The 13,550-nt window shown below is 70.9% G+C and carries 14 protein-coding genes; 5 read left to right on the forward strand and 9 right to left on the reverse strand.

Going from position 1 to position 13,550, the window contains the following annotated elements:
- Positions 1-4 precede the first annotated feature (4 nt).
- Positions 5-1,336, reverse strand: a complete 1,332-nt coding sequence (hemL, locus tag G4X40_RS03815; protein WP_277830249.1) for a glutamate-1-semialdehyde 2,1-aminomutase — start codon at positions 1,334-1,336, stop codon at positions 5-7.
- Between the two features lie 119 nt (positions 1,337-1,455).
- Positions 1,456-2,658, reverse strand: coding sequence for a 4-hydroxyphenylpyruvate dioxygenase (hppD, locus tag G4X40_RS03820; RefSeq protein WP_277830250.1), 1,203 nt, complete (start codon positions 2,656-2,658; stop codon positions 1,456-1,458).
- A gap of 137 nt (positions 2,659-2,795) precedes the next feature.
- Between hppD and G4X40_RS03825 the strand changes: the two genes are divergently transcribed.
- Positions 2,796-3,269 (forward strand): Lrp/AsnC family transcriptional regulator, encoded by a 474-nt coding sequence (locus tag G4X40_RS03825; protein ID WP_277830252.1) that lies wholly within the window; start codon positions 2,796-2,798, stop codon positions 3,267-3,269.
- Positions 3,270-3,272: 3 nt separating this feature from the next.
- Here G4X40_RS03825 and G4X40_RS03830 read toward each other — a convergent pair whose 3' ends face one another.
- The 6 genes from G4X40_RS03830 to carD all read right to left on the reverse strand — a co-directional run bounded on the left by G4X40_RS03830 (position 3,273) and on the right by carD (position 7,880).
- On the reverse strand, positions 3,273-3,674 hold the full coding sequence (locus tag G4X40_RS03830) for a hypothetical protein (RefSeq protein ID WP_277830253.1): 402 nt from the start codon (positions 3,672-3,674) through the stop codon (positions 3,273-3,275).
- 83 nt (positions 3,675-3,757) lie between these two features.
- Complete coding sequence (rlmB, locus tag G4X40_RS03835) at positions 3,758-4,741, reverse strand: 23S rRNA (guanosine(2251)-2'-O)-methyltransferase RlmB (RefSeq protein ID WP_277830254.1); 984 nt, start codon at positions 4,739-4,741, stop codon at positions 3,758-3,760.
- Entirely contained in the window at positions 4,741-6,171 is a 1,431-nt protein-coding gene (cysS, locus tag G4X40_RS03840; protein ID WP_277830255.1) for a cysteine--tRNA ligase, read from the reverse strand. Before cysS ends, rlmB begins: the two co-directional genes overlap by 1 nt.
- An 11-nt stretch (positions 6,172-6,182) precedes the next feature.
- On the reverse strand, positions 6,183-6,659 hold the full coding sequence (gene ispF, locus G4X40_RS03845; protein ID WP_277830256.1) for a 2-C-methyl-D-erythritol 2,4-cyclodiphosphate synthase: 477 nt from the start codon (positions 6,657-6,659) through the stop codon (positions 6,183-6,185).
- Entirely contained in the window at positions 6,659-7,381 is a 723-nt protein-coding gene (ispD, locus tag G4X40_RS03850) for a 2-C-methyl-D-erythritol 4-phosphate cytidylyltransferase (protein ID WP_408642132.1), read from the reverse strand. Before ispD ends, ispF begins: the two co-directional genes overlap by 1 nt.
- Before the next feature lie 10 nt (positions 7,382-7,391).
- The gene (carD, locus tag G4X40_RS03855) at positions 7,392-7,880 is read right to left on the reverse strand and encodes an RNA polymerase-binding transcription factor CarD (RefSeq protein ID WP_277830260.1); all 489 of its coding nucleotides are present in this window, start codon (positions 7,878-7,880) and stop codon (positions 7,392-7,394) included.
- A 426-nt stretch (positions 7,881-8,306) separates the two neighbouring features.
- Here carD and G4X40_RS03860 point away from each other — a divergent pair, with 426 nt between their 5' ends.
- Together G4X40_RS03860 and radA are read left to right on the forward strand one after the other, a co-directional pair.
- Positions 8,307-8,894, forward strand: a complete 588-nt coding sequence (locus tag G4X40_RS03860) for a copper chaperone PCu(A)C (RefSeq protein ID WP_277830262.1) — start codon at positions 8,307-8,309, stop codon at positions 8,892-8,894.
- A gap of 156 nt (positions 8,895-9,050) precedes the next feature.
- Entirely contained in the window at positions 9,051-10,436 is a 1,386-nt protein-coding gene (gene radA / locus G4X40_RS03865; protein ID WP_277830263.1) for a DNA repair protein RadA, read from the forward strand.
- A 35-nt stretch (positions 10,437-10,471) separates the two neighbouring features.
- Here radA and G4X40_RS03870 read toward each other — a convergent pair whose 3' ends face one another.
- On the reverse strand, positions 10,472-10,990 hold the full coding sequence (locus G4X40_RS03870; RefSeq protein WP_277830264.1) for a PaaI family thioesterase: 519 nt from the start codon (positions 10,988-10,990) through the stop codon (positions 10,472-10,474).
- A 141-nt stretch (positions 10,991-11,131) separates the two neighbouring features.
- Between G4X40_RS03870 and disA the strand changes: the two genes are divergently transcribed.
- Together disA and G4X40_RS03880 are read left to right on the forward strand one after the other, a co-directional pair.
- Entirely contained in the window at positions 11,132-12,217 is a 1,086-nt protein-coding gene (disA, locus tag G4X40_RS03875; protein WP_277830266.1) for a DNA integrity scanning diadenylate cyclase DisA, read from the forward strand.
- 40 nt (positions 12,218-12,257) lie between these two features.
- Positions 12,258-13,442: an aminotransferase class V-fold PLP-dependent enzyme gene (locus tag G4X40_RS03880; RefSeq protein WP_277830268.1), complete on the forward strand. Its 1,185-nt coding sequence runs from the start codon at positions 12,258-12,260 to the stop codon at positions 13,440-13,442.
- Positions 13,443-13,550 lie beyond the last annotated feature (108 nt).

A 13,550-nucleotide genomic window follows, 5' to 3' on the forward strand; every position in this document is an offset into this window, starting at 1 on the left:
GCGTTCACTGGGTGGGCTCCTTTGCTGCCGCGGCGGCCTTGGCGGCGGCAGGCATTGCGTCGGCGATGGTCTCGAAGGCGTCGTCGTCCAGCGCGGACGAGACGAACCAGGTCTCGAAGGCGCTCGGCGGCGCATAGACGCCGCGCTCGAGCAGGGCATGGAAGAACGGTGCGTAGCGCCAGGTGTGGGTGGCCTTGGCGGTGGCGTAGTCGGTCACCGGGGTGCCGGTGAAGAACACGCCGACCATGGTGCCCGCAGATTGGATCCGGTGCTCCACGCCCTCCTGGTCCAGCGCATCGGTCAGCAGCGTGCGCAGCGCGGTCGCATTGCGCTCGAGCTGCCGGTAGACGTCAGCGTCGGCCGCGCGCAGGCTGGCCAGTCCGGCGGCGACCGCGACCGGGTTCCCCGACAGCGTGCCCGCCTGATAGACCGGGCCGTCCGGCGCCAGCCGGCTCATCACCTCGGCCCGGCCGCCGAACGCCGCGGCCGGCAGCCCGCCGCTCATCACCTTTCCGAAGGTCATCAGGTCGCCGGCCACACCGTCGATGCCGTACCAACCGGTGGGGCCGGCCCGGAACCCCGTCATGACCTCGTCCATGATCAAGAGCGCGCCGTGCTCGTCGCACAGCCGGCGCAGCCCCGCGTTGAAGCCGGCCAGCGGCGGCACCGTGCCCATGTTGCCGGCGGCGGCCTCGGTGATCACGCATGCGATCTGGCCGGGGTTGGCGGCGAAGGCCGCGGCGACCGCCTCCAGGTCGTTGTACGGCAGCACGAGCGTGTCGGCGGCCTGCGCACCTGTGACGCCGGGCGAGGTCGGCAGGCCGAGCGTCGCGACACCGGAGCCCGCGTCGGCGAGCAGCGCGTCCACGTGACCGTGATAACAACCGGCGAACTTGATGATCTTGGTTCGGCCGGTGTATCCGCGCGCCAACCGGACCGCACTCATGGTCGCCTCGGTGCCGGAGTTGACCAGTCGGACCTGCTCGACCGGCTCGATCCGGGACACGATCTCCTCGGCCAGTTCGACCTCACCCTCGGTGGGCGCGCCGAACGACAGCCCGTCGACGGCGGTGCGCTGGACCGCCTCGACCACGGCCGGATGGGCGTGCCCGAGGATCATCGGCCCCCAGGAACACACCAGGTCGACGTAGGTGTTGTCGTCCACATCGGTGAGCCGGCAGCCCTTCGCGGACTTGATGAATCGGGGGGTGCCGCCGACCGAGTGGAAGGCTCGGACCGGCGAGTTGACCCCACCGGGGGTCACGACGGCGGCGCGGGTGAACAGCCGCGCAGAGGCCTGGGTGCCAGGCTCGGCCGGGTGCGGGGAGACAGTCACGACTTCCAGTGTCCCAGTAATCGCGAATTTGCCAACGACAGGGTGTAGTGTCCTTCGCCGCTGCTGCCAGAGTGTTCCCAGCATGTGATGCGGACACCGCCCGGCGATCGGCATCCGGGTCACAGGTTGCCGCGGGCCGCCTGATCGCGCTCGATCGACTCGAACAGCGCCTTGAAGTTGCCCTTGCCGAAGCCCAGCGACCCGTGCCGCTCGATCAGCTCGAAGAACATCGTCGGACGGTCGCCGAGCGGCTTGGTGAAGATCTGCAGCAGGTAGCCGTCCTCGTCCCGGTCCACCAGGATCCGGCGCCGCTTGAGCTCGTCGACCGGCACCCGCACCGCGCCGATCCGGGACCGCAACTCGGGGTCGTCGTAGTACGCGTCGGGAGTGTCGAGGAACTCCACGCCGGAGGCGCGCAGGGTGTCGACGGCAGCGAGGATGTCGGCGGTGGCCAGCGCCAGGTGCTGACACCCCGGCCCGCCGTAGAAGTCGAGGAACTCGTCGATCTGCGAGCGGCGCCGGCCGACGGCAGGCTCGTTGAGCGGGAACTTCACCCGGTGGTTGCCGTTGGCCACGACCTTGCTCATCAGCGCGGAGTACTCGGTGGCGATGTCGTCGCCGACGAACTCGGCCATGTTGGTGAACCCCATGACGCGCTGGTAGAAGCCCACCCACTGATCCATCCGGCCCATCTCGACGTTGCCGACCGCATGGTCGAGCGCCTGGAACACGCGCGAACCCGCGGGACGCGCGAAGCCGCTGCTGCGCGGGACGAATCCGGGCAGGTACGGCCCGGCGTACCGGCTGCGGTCGACGAGCGTGTGCCGGGTGTCGCCATAGGTGGCCAGCGCGGCAAGCCGGACCGTGCCGAACCGATCTGTGACCTCATACGGCTCGTCGAGCACCGTCGCCCCCTGGGAGCGGGCGTGCGCGACGGCGCGGTCCACGTCGACCACCTCCATCGCGAGGTCGACGACCCCGTCGCCGTGGCGGCGGTGATGGTCGGCGAGCGCGCTGGCCGGGTCGACCGCCCCCTGCAGCACGAACCGCACCGAGCCGGATTCGAGGACGAACGCCTTGTGGTCGCGCAGCCCGGTCTCCGGCCCGGCGTAGGCGACCAGGTCCATGCCCCAGGTGCGCACGAAGTGGTGCGCGCTCTGGGTGGCGTTGCCGCACACGAACACCACCGCATCCATCCCGATCACGGGGAACGGGTCGGCGCAGTCGTCGTGTTCGACCAGGCCGACCAGTGCGCGCAGGTCGGCGGCGTGCAGGTGCGCGGCGCGTTCGCGGGGTGTGAGGCGATCGTCTGCGAGGGTCATGCCCCACTGTGGACGCGCCGGTCCGGACCGCTCAACCGGTGCCGACCGAGCTGGCCAGGTTGTACAAATTGCCGCCGAACGGTCGCATCCGAATGGACAATGTGACCAATGCTGCTCCCCTGTTGGGAGGGATGCCCGTGACCATCGACCGGCTCGACGCGGATCTGCTGGCGTTGCTCGATGCACAGCCGCGGATCGGTGTGCTCGAGGCCTCGCGGCGGCTCGGCGTCGCCCGCGGCACGGTGCAGGCCCGACTGGACCGTCTGCGGCGCGCCGGCGTCGTCGCCGGGCTGTCCCCCACCCTCGACCCGGCGGCCCTCGGCTTCCCGATCACCGCCTTCGCCACCCTCGAGATCGCGCAGGGCCGCGGGCACGAGCAGGTCGTCGCGCACCTGACCTCGATCGTCGAGGTGCTCGAGGCACACACCATCACCGGCTCGGGAGATCTGCTGGTGCGGGTCGCGGCCCGCGACAACGCCGACCTGCAGCGGGTGATCGACGAGATCGTCGACGGCGAGCACGTGCTGCGCTCGTCGACCGCGATCGCGCTGCAGACGCAGATCCCGCTGCGCCGGATCCAGTTGGTCGACGCGGCGGTCGCCGGCCGGTGAACGTCAGACGACCGGGCTCTGGTTGTCGGACAGCACGATGTGGCAGGCACCGGTCGGCAGACACACCGGCGCCGACGCGACCAGCGGCGAGCGGGCGCCGTCGACCACCCGGTAGTAGTGGAACGTCTGGCCGTCGACACTGGTGGCACGGACGTCGCCGCCGCCGATCACGATGGCCTTGTCGCTGTTGAGCAGATCGTTCTGGTCGGCGACCTGCACCACCTGATACTCACCGGACTGCGACAGCGGCGTCATCGGGACCACCGGCGCGGCGGGCTGCGCGGGTGCGGCGGCCGCCGCCGTGGCGGTCACACCCAGCAGGGCCGCGGCGCCCGCCGCTGTGAGCAGGCCGGCCGCCGCCGCGCGGCGAAGACGGATGCGATCGGTCGTGCGCAGAAGCCTCATGGGTCCATCGAACACCAGCGTGCCGACGAAGGCCAGGCGTGGCGAGGTCCGCCGACTGTTGCGCCGGCGCCGATCGGCACCGGTCAGGCGCGGCGGCGGCGCGCCACCTCGGCCAGCACCACGCCGGCGGCCACCGAGGCGTTGAGCGACTCGACCGGCCCGGACATCGGGATCGACAGGATCGCGTCGCAGTTCTCCCGCACCAGTCGCGAGAGGCCCTTGCCCTCGGAGCCGACGACGATGACCAACGGATCGGTCGCGACGTCGAAGTCGTCGAGGGTGACGTCGCCACCGGCGTCCAGCCCGACGATCTGGCAGCCCTTCGCGGCCCAGTCCTTGAGCGTGCGGGTCAGGTTGGTCGCGCGGGCGACCGGCAGGCGCGCGGCGGCACCGGCGCTGGTGCGCCACGCCACCGCGGTCACGCTCGCGCTGCGCCGCTCGGGAATGAGCACTCCGTGCCCGCCGAAGGCCGCCACCGACCGCACCACCGCGCCGAGGTTGCGTGGATCGGTGATGTTGTCCAACGCGACCAGCAGCGCCGGTTCCTGCGCGGTCCGCGCGGCGGCGAGCAGGTCGTCCGGGTGCGCGTAGCGGTACGGCGGCACCTGCAAGGCCACACCCTGGTGCAGGCCGTTGGCCGAGAGCCGGTCCAGATCGGTGCGCGGCACCTCGAGGATCGAGATGTTCGCGTCGGCGGCACGCTGCACGCTCTCGCTCAGCCGATCGTCGTTCTCGGTGCCGACCGCGACGTAGAGCGCCGTAGCAGGCACGCCGGCCCGCAGGCACTCGAGCACCGGGTTACGGCCGAGCACGGTCTCCGGCCCGTCGTCGGACTTGCGCCGCTGCGGTCCGCGGCCACCCTGGCCCCGACCGCCCTGCTGCTTCTGCTCGGCCCGTGCGGCGGCCGCCGCACGCTTGGCCGCGGGATGCTTGGTGCGCGCCTCGGCCGGCGGGGTCGCTCCGCGCCCCTCCAGTCCCCTGCGGCGCTTACCGCCGGAACCGACGACCTGCCCCTTCTTGGTGCCGCTCTTGCGGATTGCGCCGCGCCGCGCCGAGTTGCCGGCCATCAGTTCCCACCTTCGGGGTTGGTCTTCTGCTTGCTCCGGTCACGTTCCCGCAGGGCCCACTCCGGGCCGTCCGGGGTGTCGGTGACCTCGATCCCGGCCCGTGCCAGGCGATCGCGGATGTCGTCGGCGACCGCCCAGTCCTTGCCCGCCTTCGCCTGCTGGCGACGGTCGAGCTCGGCACGGATGAGGACGTCGAGCGCGGAGGTCGCGGCCTCGGACCGCGCGCTCGCCTCGTTCCAGTGCTCGTCCATCGGGTCCACCCCGAGGATCCCCATCATGGCCCGCACCGAGGACGCGATGTCGACGGCGGACTTGTGGTCGCCGGATTCGAGCGCACGATTGCCGGCGGTGACCTGACCGTGGATCTCGGCCAGCGCCGCGGGCACACCCAGGTCGTCGTCGAGCGCGGCGGCGAACGCCTCGGTCCAGCTGCCGACCGACACCGCCCCGGCGCGCACGTTCACCCGCTGCAGGAACGCCTCGATGCCCCGGAAGGCGGCCGCACCGGTGTGCAGTGCCTCCTCCGAGTACTCGAGCATGGAACGGTAGTGCGCGCTGCCCAGGTAGTAGCGGAGCTCTTGCGGGCGAACGAGTTTGAGCACGTTCGGGATCGACAACACATTGCCGAGCGACTTCGACATTTTCTCGCCGCCCATGGTCACCCAGCCGTTGTGCAGCCAGTAGTCGGCGAAGCCGTCCCCGGCGCACTTGGCCTGCGCGACCTCGTTCTCGTGGTGCGGGAAGACCAGATCCATTCCGCCACAATGGATGTCGAACGACGATCCGAGATAGTAGACGGCCATCGCCGAGCACTCGAGGTGCCAGCCGGGCCGACCGCGGCCCCACGGCGTCGGCCAGGACGGCTCGCCCGGCTTCTCGGCCTTCCACAGCGTGAAGTCACGGGGGTCGCGCTTGCCCTCGCCGGCGCTCTCGCCCTGGTGCACGTCGTCGAGTTTGTGTCCGGACAGCGCCCCGTATCCCGGGTAGCTGAGCACGTCGAAGTACACGTTGCCCGACGCGGCGTAGGCATGACCACGCTCGATCAGACGCTCGATCATCTCGACCATCTGGGTCACGTGGCCGGTCGCGCGCGGCTCCACAGACGGCGGCAGGACGCCGAGTTGGTCGTAGGCGCGGGTGAACGCCCGCTCGTAGGTGGACTTCCATTCCCACCAGGGCCGGCCGGCCTCGTCGGCCTTGCGCAGGATCTTGTCGTCGATGTCGGTGACGTTGCGCACGAAGGCCACGTCGTACCCGGTGGCGAGCAGCCAGCGCCGCAGCACGTCGAACGCGACGCCGCTGCGCACATGGCCGATGTGCGGTTCACCCTGGACGGTGGCGCCACACAGATACACCGAGGCGTGGCCGGGGGTCAGCGGACGGAAGTCCCGCAGAGCCCGTGTTTCGGTGTCGTAGAGGCGCAGGGTCACGATGGCTCATCCTACTGGTCAGCCGGTACTGCCAGCACCAGCGCGGTCGCGACCGCGGCAAGCCCTTCTCCCCGGCCGGTCAATCCGAGCCCGTCGGTGGTCGTCGCGGACACGGACACGGGTGCCCCGAGAACGTCGGAGAGCACTCGCTGCGCCTCGATCCGGCGCGGTCCGATCTTCGGGGCGTTGCCGATCACCTGCACGGCGGCGTTGCCGACAGCGAAACCCGCCTGGTCGAGCAGTTCCCGCACGTGGCCCAGCAGCGTCACCCCGCTCGCGCCGGCGAACTCGGGGCGTCCGGTGCCGAACACGGCGCCCAGGTCACCGAGACCGGCCGCGGAGAGCAGCGCATCGCACAGCGCATGCGAGGCCACGTCCCCGTCCGAGTGCCCGGCGCAGCCGTCGACACCCTCGAACAGCAGCCCGGCCACCCAGCACGGCCGGCCCGGTTCGACCGGATGGACGTCGGTCCCGATTCCCACGCGCACTACGCCGCTCCTCCTCGTCCGACAGCGTCCACATCTCGGGACGTCTCCTGCCCGGCCTCCACCAGAGCGTTGGCCAGCGCCAGATCCAGCGGGGTGGTGATCTTGAAGGCCATCGGGTCGCCGGGGACCGTGTGCACGGTCTCGCCGGCGAGTTCGACGAGCGCGGCGTCGTCGGTGGCGACCGATTCGCTGCGGTAGGCCCGCCGCAGCAACTCCGCGGCGAACCCCTGCGGGGTCTGCACGGCGCGCAGGGCGGCCCGGTCCGGGGTTCCGGTGACCGCACCCGACTCGTCGACGACCTTGACGGTGTCGACCACGGGCAGCGCGGGTATCACCGCGCCGCGGCCGCCGCGCAGCGACCGCACCACGGATTCGATCAACTGCGGCGGGGTCAGCGCGCGGGCCGCGTCGTGCACGAGGACGAACTCGGCGTCGCCGGCGGCGGTCAGCCCGGCCCGCACCGAGTCGGTGCGCTCGGCGCCGCCGATCACCACCTCGACGCCGGCGGGCAGCAGCGCCGCGGCCGCCGCCGTCAGTTCGGCCGGCACGATCACGACCACGCGGTCCACGCAGCCGGACGCCAGCAGTCCGTCCACCGCGCGGGCCAGCAGGGTCTTCCCGCCGAGTTCGACGAACGCCTTGGGTGTCGACATGCCGAGGCGCTCGCCCCTGCCTGCGGCAGGGACGAGCGCCACGACCGAGCGTTCGCCGTTCGGTGTAATCACCTGTGGATCAAGAGGCGGCCGCGAGAACCTCGTCGAGAATGACCTCCGCCTTGGCATCGTCGGTGCCCTCGGCCAGAGCCAACTCGCCGACCAGGATCTGACGGGCCTTCGCCAGCATGCGCTTCTCGCCCGCGGACAGCCCGCGGTCCTGCTCACGACGCCACAGGTCACGCACGACCTCGGCCACCTTGTTGACGTCGCCCGAGGCGAGCTTCTCGAGGTTGGCCTTGTACCGGCGCGACCAGTTGGTGGGCTCCTCGGTGTGCGGCGCACGCAGCACCTGGAACACCTTGTCGAGCCCCTCCTGTCCGACCACGTCACGCACGCCGACGTACTCGGCGTTGTCCGCGGGGACCCGAACCGTCAAATCGCCCTGGGCGACCTTCAGCACCAGGTATTCTTTTTGTTCGCCCTTGATGGTGCGCGTTTCGATCGCTTCGACCAGCGCAGCACCGTGGTGGGGATACACGACGGTGTCTCCGACCTTGAAAATCATCTGTCCCGTGCCCCTTTCGATGTGTCTATGTTAACACGCCATCCAATTACGCCTTTCCTGTCCTTGCAGGTCAGGGCCATGCTGGGGGTTTGCGGCCACTTGACAGGCCGGTTAATTCGTGCGTTCGGACGGTGGAATTCCATGCGAAACAGGCCCGTCCGACGCGGCCGGTGACATCGCACCCGACCCGATTGCCCGGCCGACTCGCCGACCCAGGCTTCCACGGCAGCGGGGTCGGCCACTACTCTGTGTAGTCGAGTTTGGACACACATCGGCTGGGCCACCGCTCGGTGACCGTGCACGGCCGATCACCCGACGTCACGACCGAGCGTCGACCGCCCCCGGGGCGACCGACCGCCGTCCGATCACGGTGACCGTGACCATGCCCCAACCGCGACCATGTGAAACGCCCTGGAGGATCCGCCCGTGACTGCCCCGAATGCGTCGAAGCCCAGCCTGGTGGCCCGGGCCACCAGCCGACCCGCCCGCCGCGCTCTGGTCGCCCTGGCGCTCAGCGCCGGAGCCGCCTTCGGCCTGTCCGCCTGCAGCGCCGGTCAGATCTCCCAGACCGCCAACCAGGTGCCGGCAGTCAACGGGACCGAAGCCAAGATCGGCGCCCTCTACGTGCGCGACGCCCAGATCATGTTCCCGCAGGGCAACGAGAAGCCCGGCGCCGAACCGGCCAAGGCGAACCTGACGTTCACCGTGGCCAACGGCAACCCCGGCGCCTCGGACCGCCTGACCGGCGTCGAGGTCACCGGCGCGACCGCCACCATCGTCGAGCCGGACAAGGCGATCGTCCCCGGCGGCCAGACGCTCACCGCCGCGATGCCCGCCACCGACCAGCCCGTCAACCCCGCCACCGCGCCGATCCACATCGCGGTGACCGACCTGAGCAACAGCATCCGTCCGGGTCTGAACGTGCCGATCACCCTCGACTTCGAGGGCGCCGGACCGCTGCACATGTCCGTTCCGGTCACCGTCTTCTACTCCTCGCCGCGACAGGGCGGATAGCACCGACGCGGGTCCCGGCCCCCTGAGGGAGCGGCCCCGACGGAGCGACCCTCACGATCACCGACCCCGGCACGCACTGCGTGCCGGGGTCGGGCGCATTTCGCACGCGGGCCGACAGTCCAGCTGGATGTCGGTCGCCCGCCGTAGGCTGCCCCCGTGCCGAAACCGAAGACCAGCTACCAGTGCTCCGCCTGCGGGCACACCGTCCCCAAATGGGTGGGCCGGTGCGCCGAGTGCGGCAGCTGGGGGTCGCTCGAGGAGCGGCAGGTCGTCGCCTCCGGCACCGCGCGCGGCGGGGTCGGGGCCGGCGCCGGGTCGGCGCGCAGCCCCATGCTCCCCAGCACGCCCGCGCTTCCGCTCTCCCAGGTCGACGGCCACGCCACCCGCGCCCGCTCGACCGGTGTCGGCGAACTCGACCGGGTACTCGGCGGCGGGATCGTGCCCGGCTCGGTCGTGCTGCTCGCCGGCGAGCCCGGGGTCGGCAAGTCCACGCTGCTGCTCGAGGTGGTCCGGCGCTGGGCCGAGAGCGAGCAGGGACCGGCCCTCTACATCACCGGCGAGGAGTCGGCCGGCCAGGTGCGGTTGCGCGCCGAGCGCACCGGCGCGGTGCACGATCGGGTGCTGCTCGCCGCCGAGTCCGACCTGGACACCGTGATCGGCCACGTCGATCAGGTCCGCCCCACCCTGCTGGTCGTCGACTCGGTGCAGACGATGATCGCCGGCGACGTGGACGGCGTCGTCGGCGGCGTGACGCAGGTGCGCGCGATCACCAGCGCGTTGACGTCGCTGGCGAAGACCACCGGCGTCGCAGTACTGCTGGTCGGGCACGTCACCAAGGACGGGGCGGTCGCCGGCCCGCGCTCGCTCGAGCACCTCGTCGACGTCGTGCTGCACTTCGAGGGCGACAAGCACTCCACGCTGCGCATGGTGCGCGGCATCAAGAACCGGTTCGGCGCCGCCGACGAGGTCGGCTGCTTCGAGCTGCGCGACGACGGCATCGTCGGCATCACGGACCCGTCGGGGCTGTTCCTGCACCATCGCGACGCCGTCGTGCCCGGTACCGCCGTCACGGTCACCATGGACGGCAAGCGCCCCATGCTGGGCGAGGTTCAGGCACTCGTGGCCAACTCGTCGAATCCGTCACCGCGCCGCGCGGTCAGCGGACTCGACTCGGCCCGGGTCTCGATGATCCTGGCCGTCCTGGACCGGCGCGGCGGGATCAAGCTCGCAGACAAGGAGGTGTACTCCGCCACCGTCGGCGGCATGCGCGTGGTCGAGCCGTCCGCCGACCTGGCGCTGGCCCTGGCGGTGGCCTCGGCGGCGACCGACCGGCCGTTGCGGCCGAGCATGGTGGTGCTCGGTGAGCTGGGCCTGGCGGGCGAGGTGCGCCGGGTGGCGGGCGCCGACCGGCGCGTGGCGGAGGCGGCGCGGCTGGGCTTCCGCGAGGCGGTGGTCCCGGCCGGTACCGGCAGGCTTCCCGACGGGATCAAACCGATTCCCGTCGACAGCCTCGGTGCCGCGCTGCGCGTCCTGCGCGGCTGACGGTCACCGGGCCCGGATGCCCGGCGCGGGGCGACTCAGAAGTGGTCGATGAACTGCTTGGTGTCCTTGAAGTGCTGGTCCATGTCGATCTGCACGAACAGCGCGCGGGCGGTGGCCACCGGCGCGTTGCTGCCGTCGACGTAGGCCTCGGCGCTGGTGTAGACCTTGCGGCGGACCGCGCCGTCGATCCGGCACGAGAACTTCAGCGTGCTGCCCAACACGATCGGCCGCGCGTAGTCGACCTCGAGGTGCGCGGTGACCACCGAGTTGGCCAGCAGCATGCAGCAGGTGCCCATCGCCTCGTCGAAGCCGGTGGACAGGATGCCGCCGTGGATCACCCCGGGGCCGCCCTGGTAGCGGTGCGCGACGTCGAACTGCGCCTCGACGGTCAGCCCCTCGCCCGCGATGAACGTCATGCCCAGACCGGTCGGCTGGTCCGATCCGCAACCGAAGCATTTTTCCCAGTGCTCGCGCATCTGGGCTCCCGGCTCCGGGGCCATGGGATGCCGAACCGGGATCTCGATGTCTGCGGGCAAACTCCACGTACTACTCATGAATGAGTAATGTAAATGCGACTGACAACAGACCGTTAGGCACCCTTACCGTCGACAGGTTTTCCGACACCACGACGTGAGCGCCGATCGACAGGCTGCCGAGATGCCGGTACGCCGGAAACCATCGGGGGATCTCACACCATGAACCACGCCGGGACACCGCCCAGCCTGCGGGAAACCGTGGCACGGCTGGCACCGGGGACCGCACTGCGGGACGGGCTCGAGCGAATCCTGCGCGGTCGCACCGGCGCCCTGATCGTGCTCGGCTACGACGACCTGGTCGAGGACCTGTGCGACGGCGGCTTCGAACTCGACGTGCGGTTCGCCCCCACCCGCCTGCGTGAGCTGTCGAAGATGGACGGCGCGGTGGTGCTGTCCACCGACGGCAGCCGGATCGTGCGGGCGAACGTGCAGTTGGTCCCCGATCCGAGCATCCCGACCGAGGAGTCGGGCACCCGCCACCGTTCCGCCGAGCGCACCGCGATCCAGACCGGCTACCCGGTGATCTCCGTGAGCCAGTCGATGAGCATCGTCAGCGTCTACGTCGCCGGCACCCGCCACGTCATCGAGACCTCGGGCACCATCTTGGCCCGCGCCAACCAGGCCGTCTCCACCCTCGAGCGCTACAAGACGCGTCTCGACGAGGTCACCCGGCAGCTGTCGGTGGTCGAGATCGAGGACTTCGTGACGCTGCGCGACGCGCTGACGGTCACCCAGCGGCAGGAAAAGGTCCGGCGCATCTCGATCGAGATCGATCAGAACGTCGTCGAGCTGGGCACCGACGGTCGCCAGTTGGCACTGCAGCTCGAGGAGCTCGTCGGCAACAACGACTCCGCGCGCGAACTGCTGGTCCGCGACTACCTGCCCGGACCGGACCGGCCGTCGTCCACCGAGGTGAAGATCGCGCTCGACGCGCTCGACCAGCTCACCGACGCCGACCTGCTCGACCTCACCACGATCGCGCGCACCTTCGGCTACCCGCCGACCATCGAGGCGCTGGAGACGCCGATGAGCCCGCGCGGCTACCGGCTGCTCACCCGCATCCCGCGGCTGCAGTACATCCAGATCGATCGTCTCGTCCAGGCGTTCGGCAGCCTGCAGGCGCTGCTCGCGGCCAGCGCCGCCGACCTGCAATCGGTCGACGGGATCGGCGGGCTGTGGGCCCGGCACATCCGTGAGGGCCTGTCCCGGCTCGCCGAGTCGAGCATCGGGGAACGCTACGACTAGCGGTCCGGGCGGCAACGCTGTCGAGCGTGCCGCTTTCGACGTGGCCCGGGCACGCCGGGACACACCCGGCACCGCCCATGTCGTGCACCTGAACAACGCCGGCGCCGCGCTGCCCCCGTCGCAGGTCACCGACGCCGTCGTCGCCCACCTGCACCGCGAGGCCGAGATGGGCGGCTACGAGGCCGCCGCTGCCGCCGCGGACCTGATCGAGGGCACCTACGGCGCGATCGCCCGGTTGATCGGCGCCGATCCCGACGAGATCGCGCTGGTGGAGAACGCGACCCGCGCCTGGGACATGGCCTTCTACGCGCTGCCGTTCACGCGGGGCGACCGGATCCTCACCGCGCGTGCCGAGTACGCCAGCAACGTCATCGCGCTGCTGCAGGTCGCGCAGCGGACCGGCGCGGTCGTCGAGGTCGTCGACGACGACGAGCACGGCCGGTTCTCGGTCGCGGATCTGCGCCGCCGGCTGAACCGCCCCGGCGCCGGACCGGTGCGGTTGATCGCGATGACGCACGTGCCGACCCACGGCGGGCTGATCAATCCGGCCGCGGAGGTCGGCGCGGTGGCGCGCGACGCCGGGGTGACGTATCTGCTCGACGCGTGCCAGTCGGTCGGGCAACTGCCGATCGACGTCCGGGAGATCGGCTGCGACCTGCTGTCGGCCACCGGCCGCAAGTTCCTGCGCGGACCGCGCGGCACCGGGTTCCTGTACGTCCGGCGCGATCTGGTCGACCGGCTGGTCCCACCGATGCTCGACCTGCACTCCGCTACCTTGACCGGACCGTCGAGCTTCGAGATCCGCCCGGACGCAAGGCGATTCGAGACGTGGGAGAGCAACGTCGCGGGACGGATCGGGCTTGGTGTCGCCGCGGAGTACGCGATGTCCTGGGGACTGGACGCGATCGAGGCCCGGGTCCGGGAGCTGGCCGAGTCGCTGCGTGTGCGCCTGGACGCGGTCGACGGTGTGCTGGTGCGCGACCGCGGGGTGCCGCTCTGTGGAATCGTGACGTTCACCGTGGACGGTGTGCCGAGTGCCGATGTGCGGCGGCAACTCTCGTCGCGAGGGATCAACACCAGCATGTCGCCGGCGGCCGCATCCCAGTTCGATCTGACCGCACGCGCAGTGCCGGACGTCGTCCGGGCGTCGGTGCACTACTACAACACCGAGGACGAGCTGGATCGGTCGGTCGCGGCGCTGCCGCCGGCCCGTCGGCAACGCTGAAGGCCGACTGCAGCGGCACCCGAGTACCGCGTCGGTACCTGCAGGGTGAATCGGTCCGACCGCCGAGGGGTGCGGGCCCCCGACCGCACCCCACCCCTCTGTCGGCGA

Origin of the sequence: Speluncibacter jeojiensis, assembly GCF_029589495.1 — a bacterium.
GTDB lineage: Bacteria > Actinomycetota > Actinomycetes > Mycobacteriales > Mycobacteriaceae > Speluncibacter > Speluncibacter jeojiensis.

Bases quoted from the DNA above. Each gene is read 5' to 3' on its own strand.
- hppD (WP_277830250.1), bottom strand. From the start codon at position 2,658: ATGACCCTCGCAGACGATCGCCTCACACCCCGCGAACGCGCCGCGCAC.
- G4X40_RS03830 (WP_277830253.1), bottom strand. From the start codon at position 3,674: ATGAGGCTTCTGCGCACGACCGATCGCATCCGTCTTCGCCGCGCGGCG.
- rlmB (WP_277830254.1), bottom strand. From the start codon at position 4,741: ATGGCCGGCAACTCGGCGCGGCGCGGCGCAATCCGCAAGAGCGGCACC.
- carD (WP_277830260.1), bottom strand. From the start codon at position 7,880: ATGATTTTCAAGGTCGGAGACACCGTCGTGTATCCCCACCACGGTGCT.
- G4X40_RS03870 (WP_277830264.1), bottom strand. From the start codon at position 10,990: ATGAGTAGTACGTGGAGTTTGCCCGCAGACATCGAGATCCCGGTTCGG.
- disA (WP_277830266.1), top strand. From the start codon at position 11,132: ATGAACCACGCCGGGACACCGCCCAGCCTGCGGGAAACCGTGGCACGG.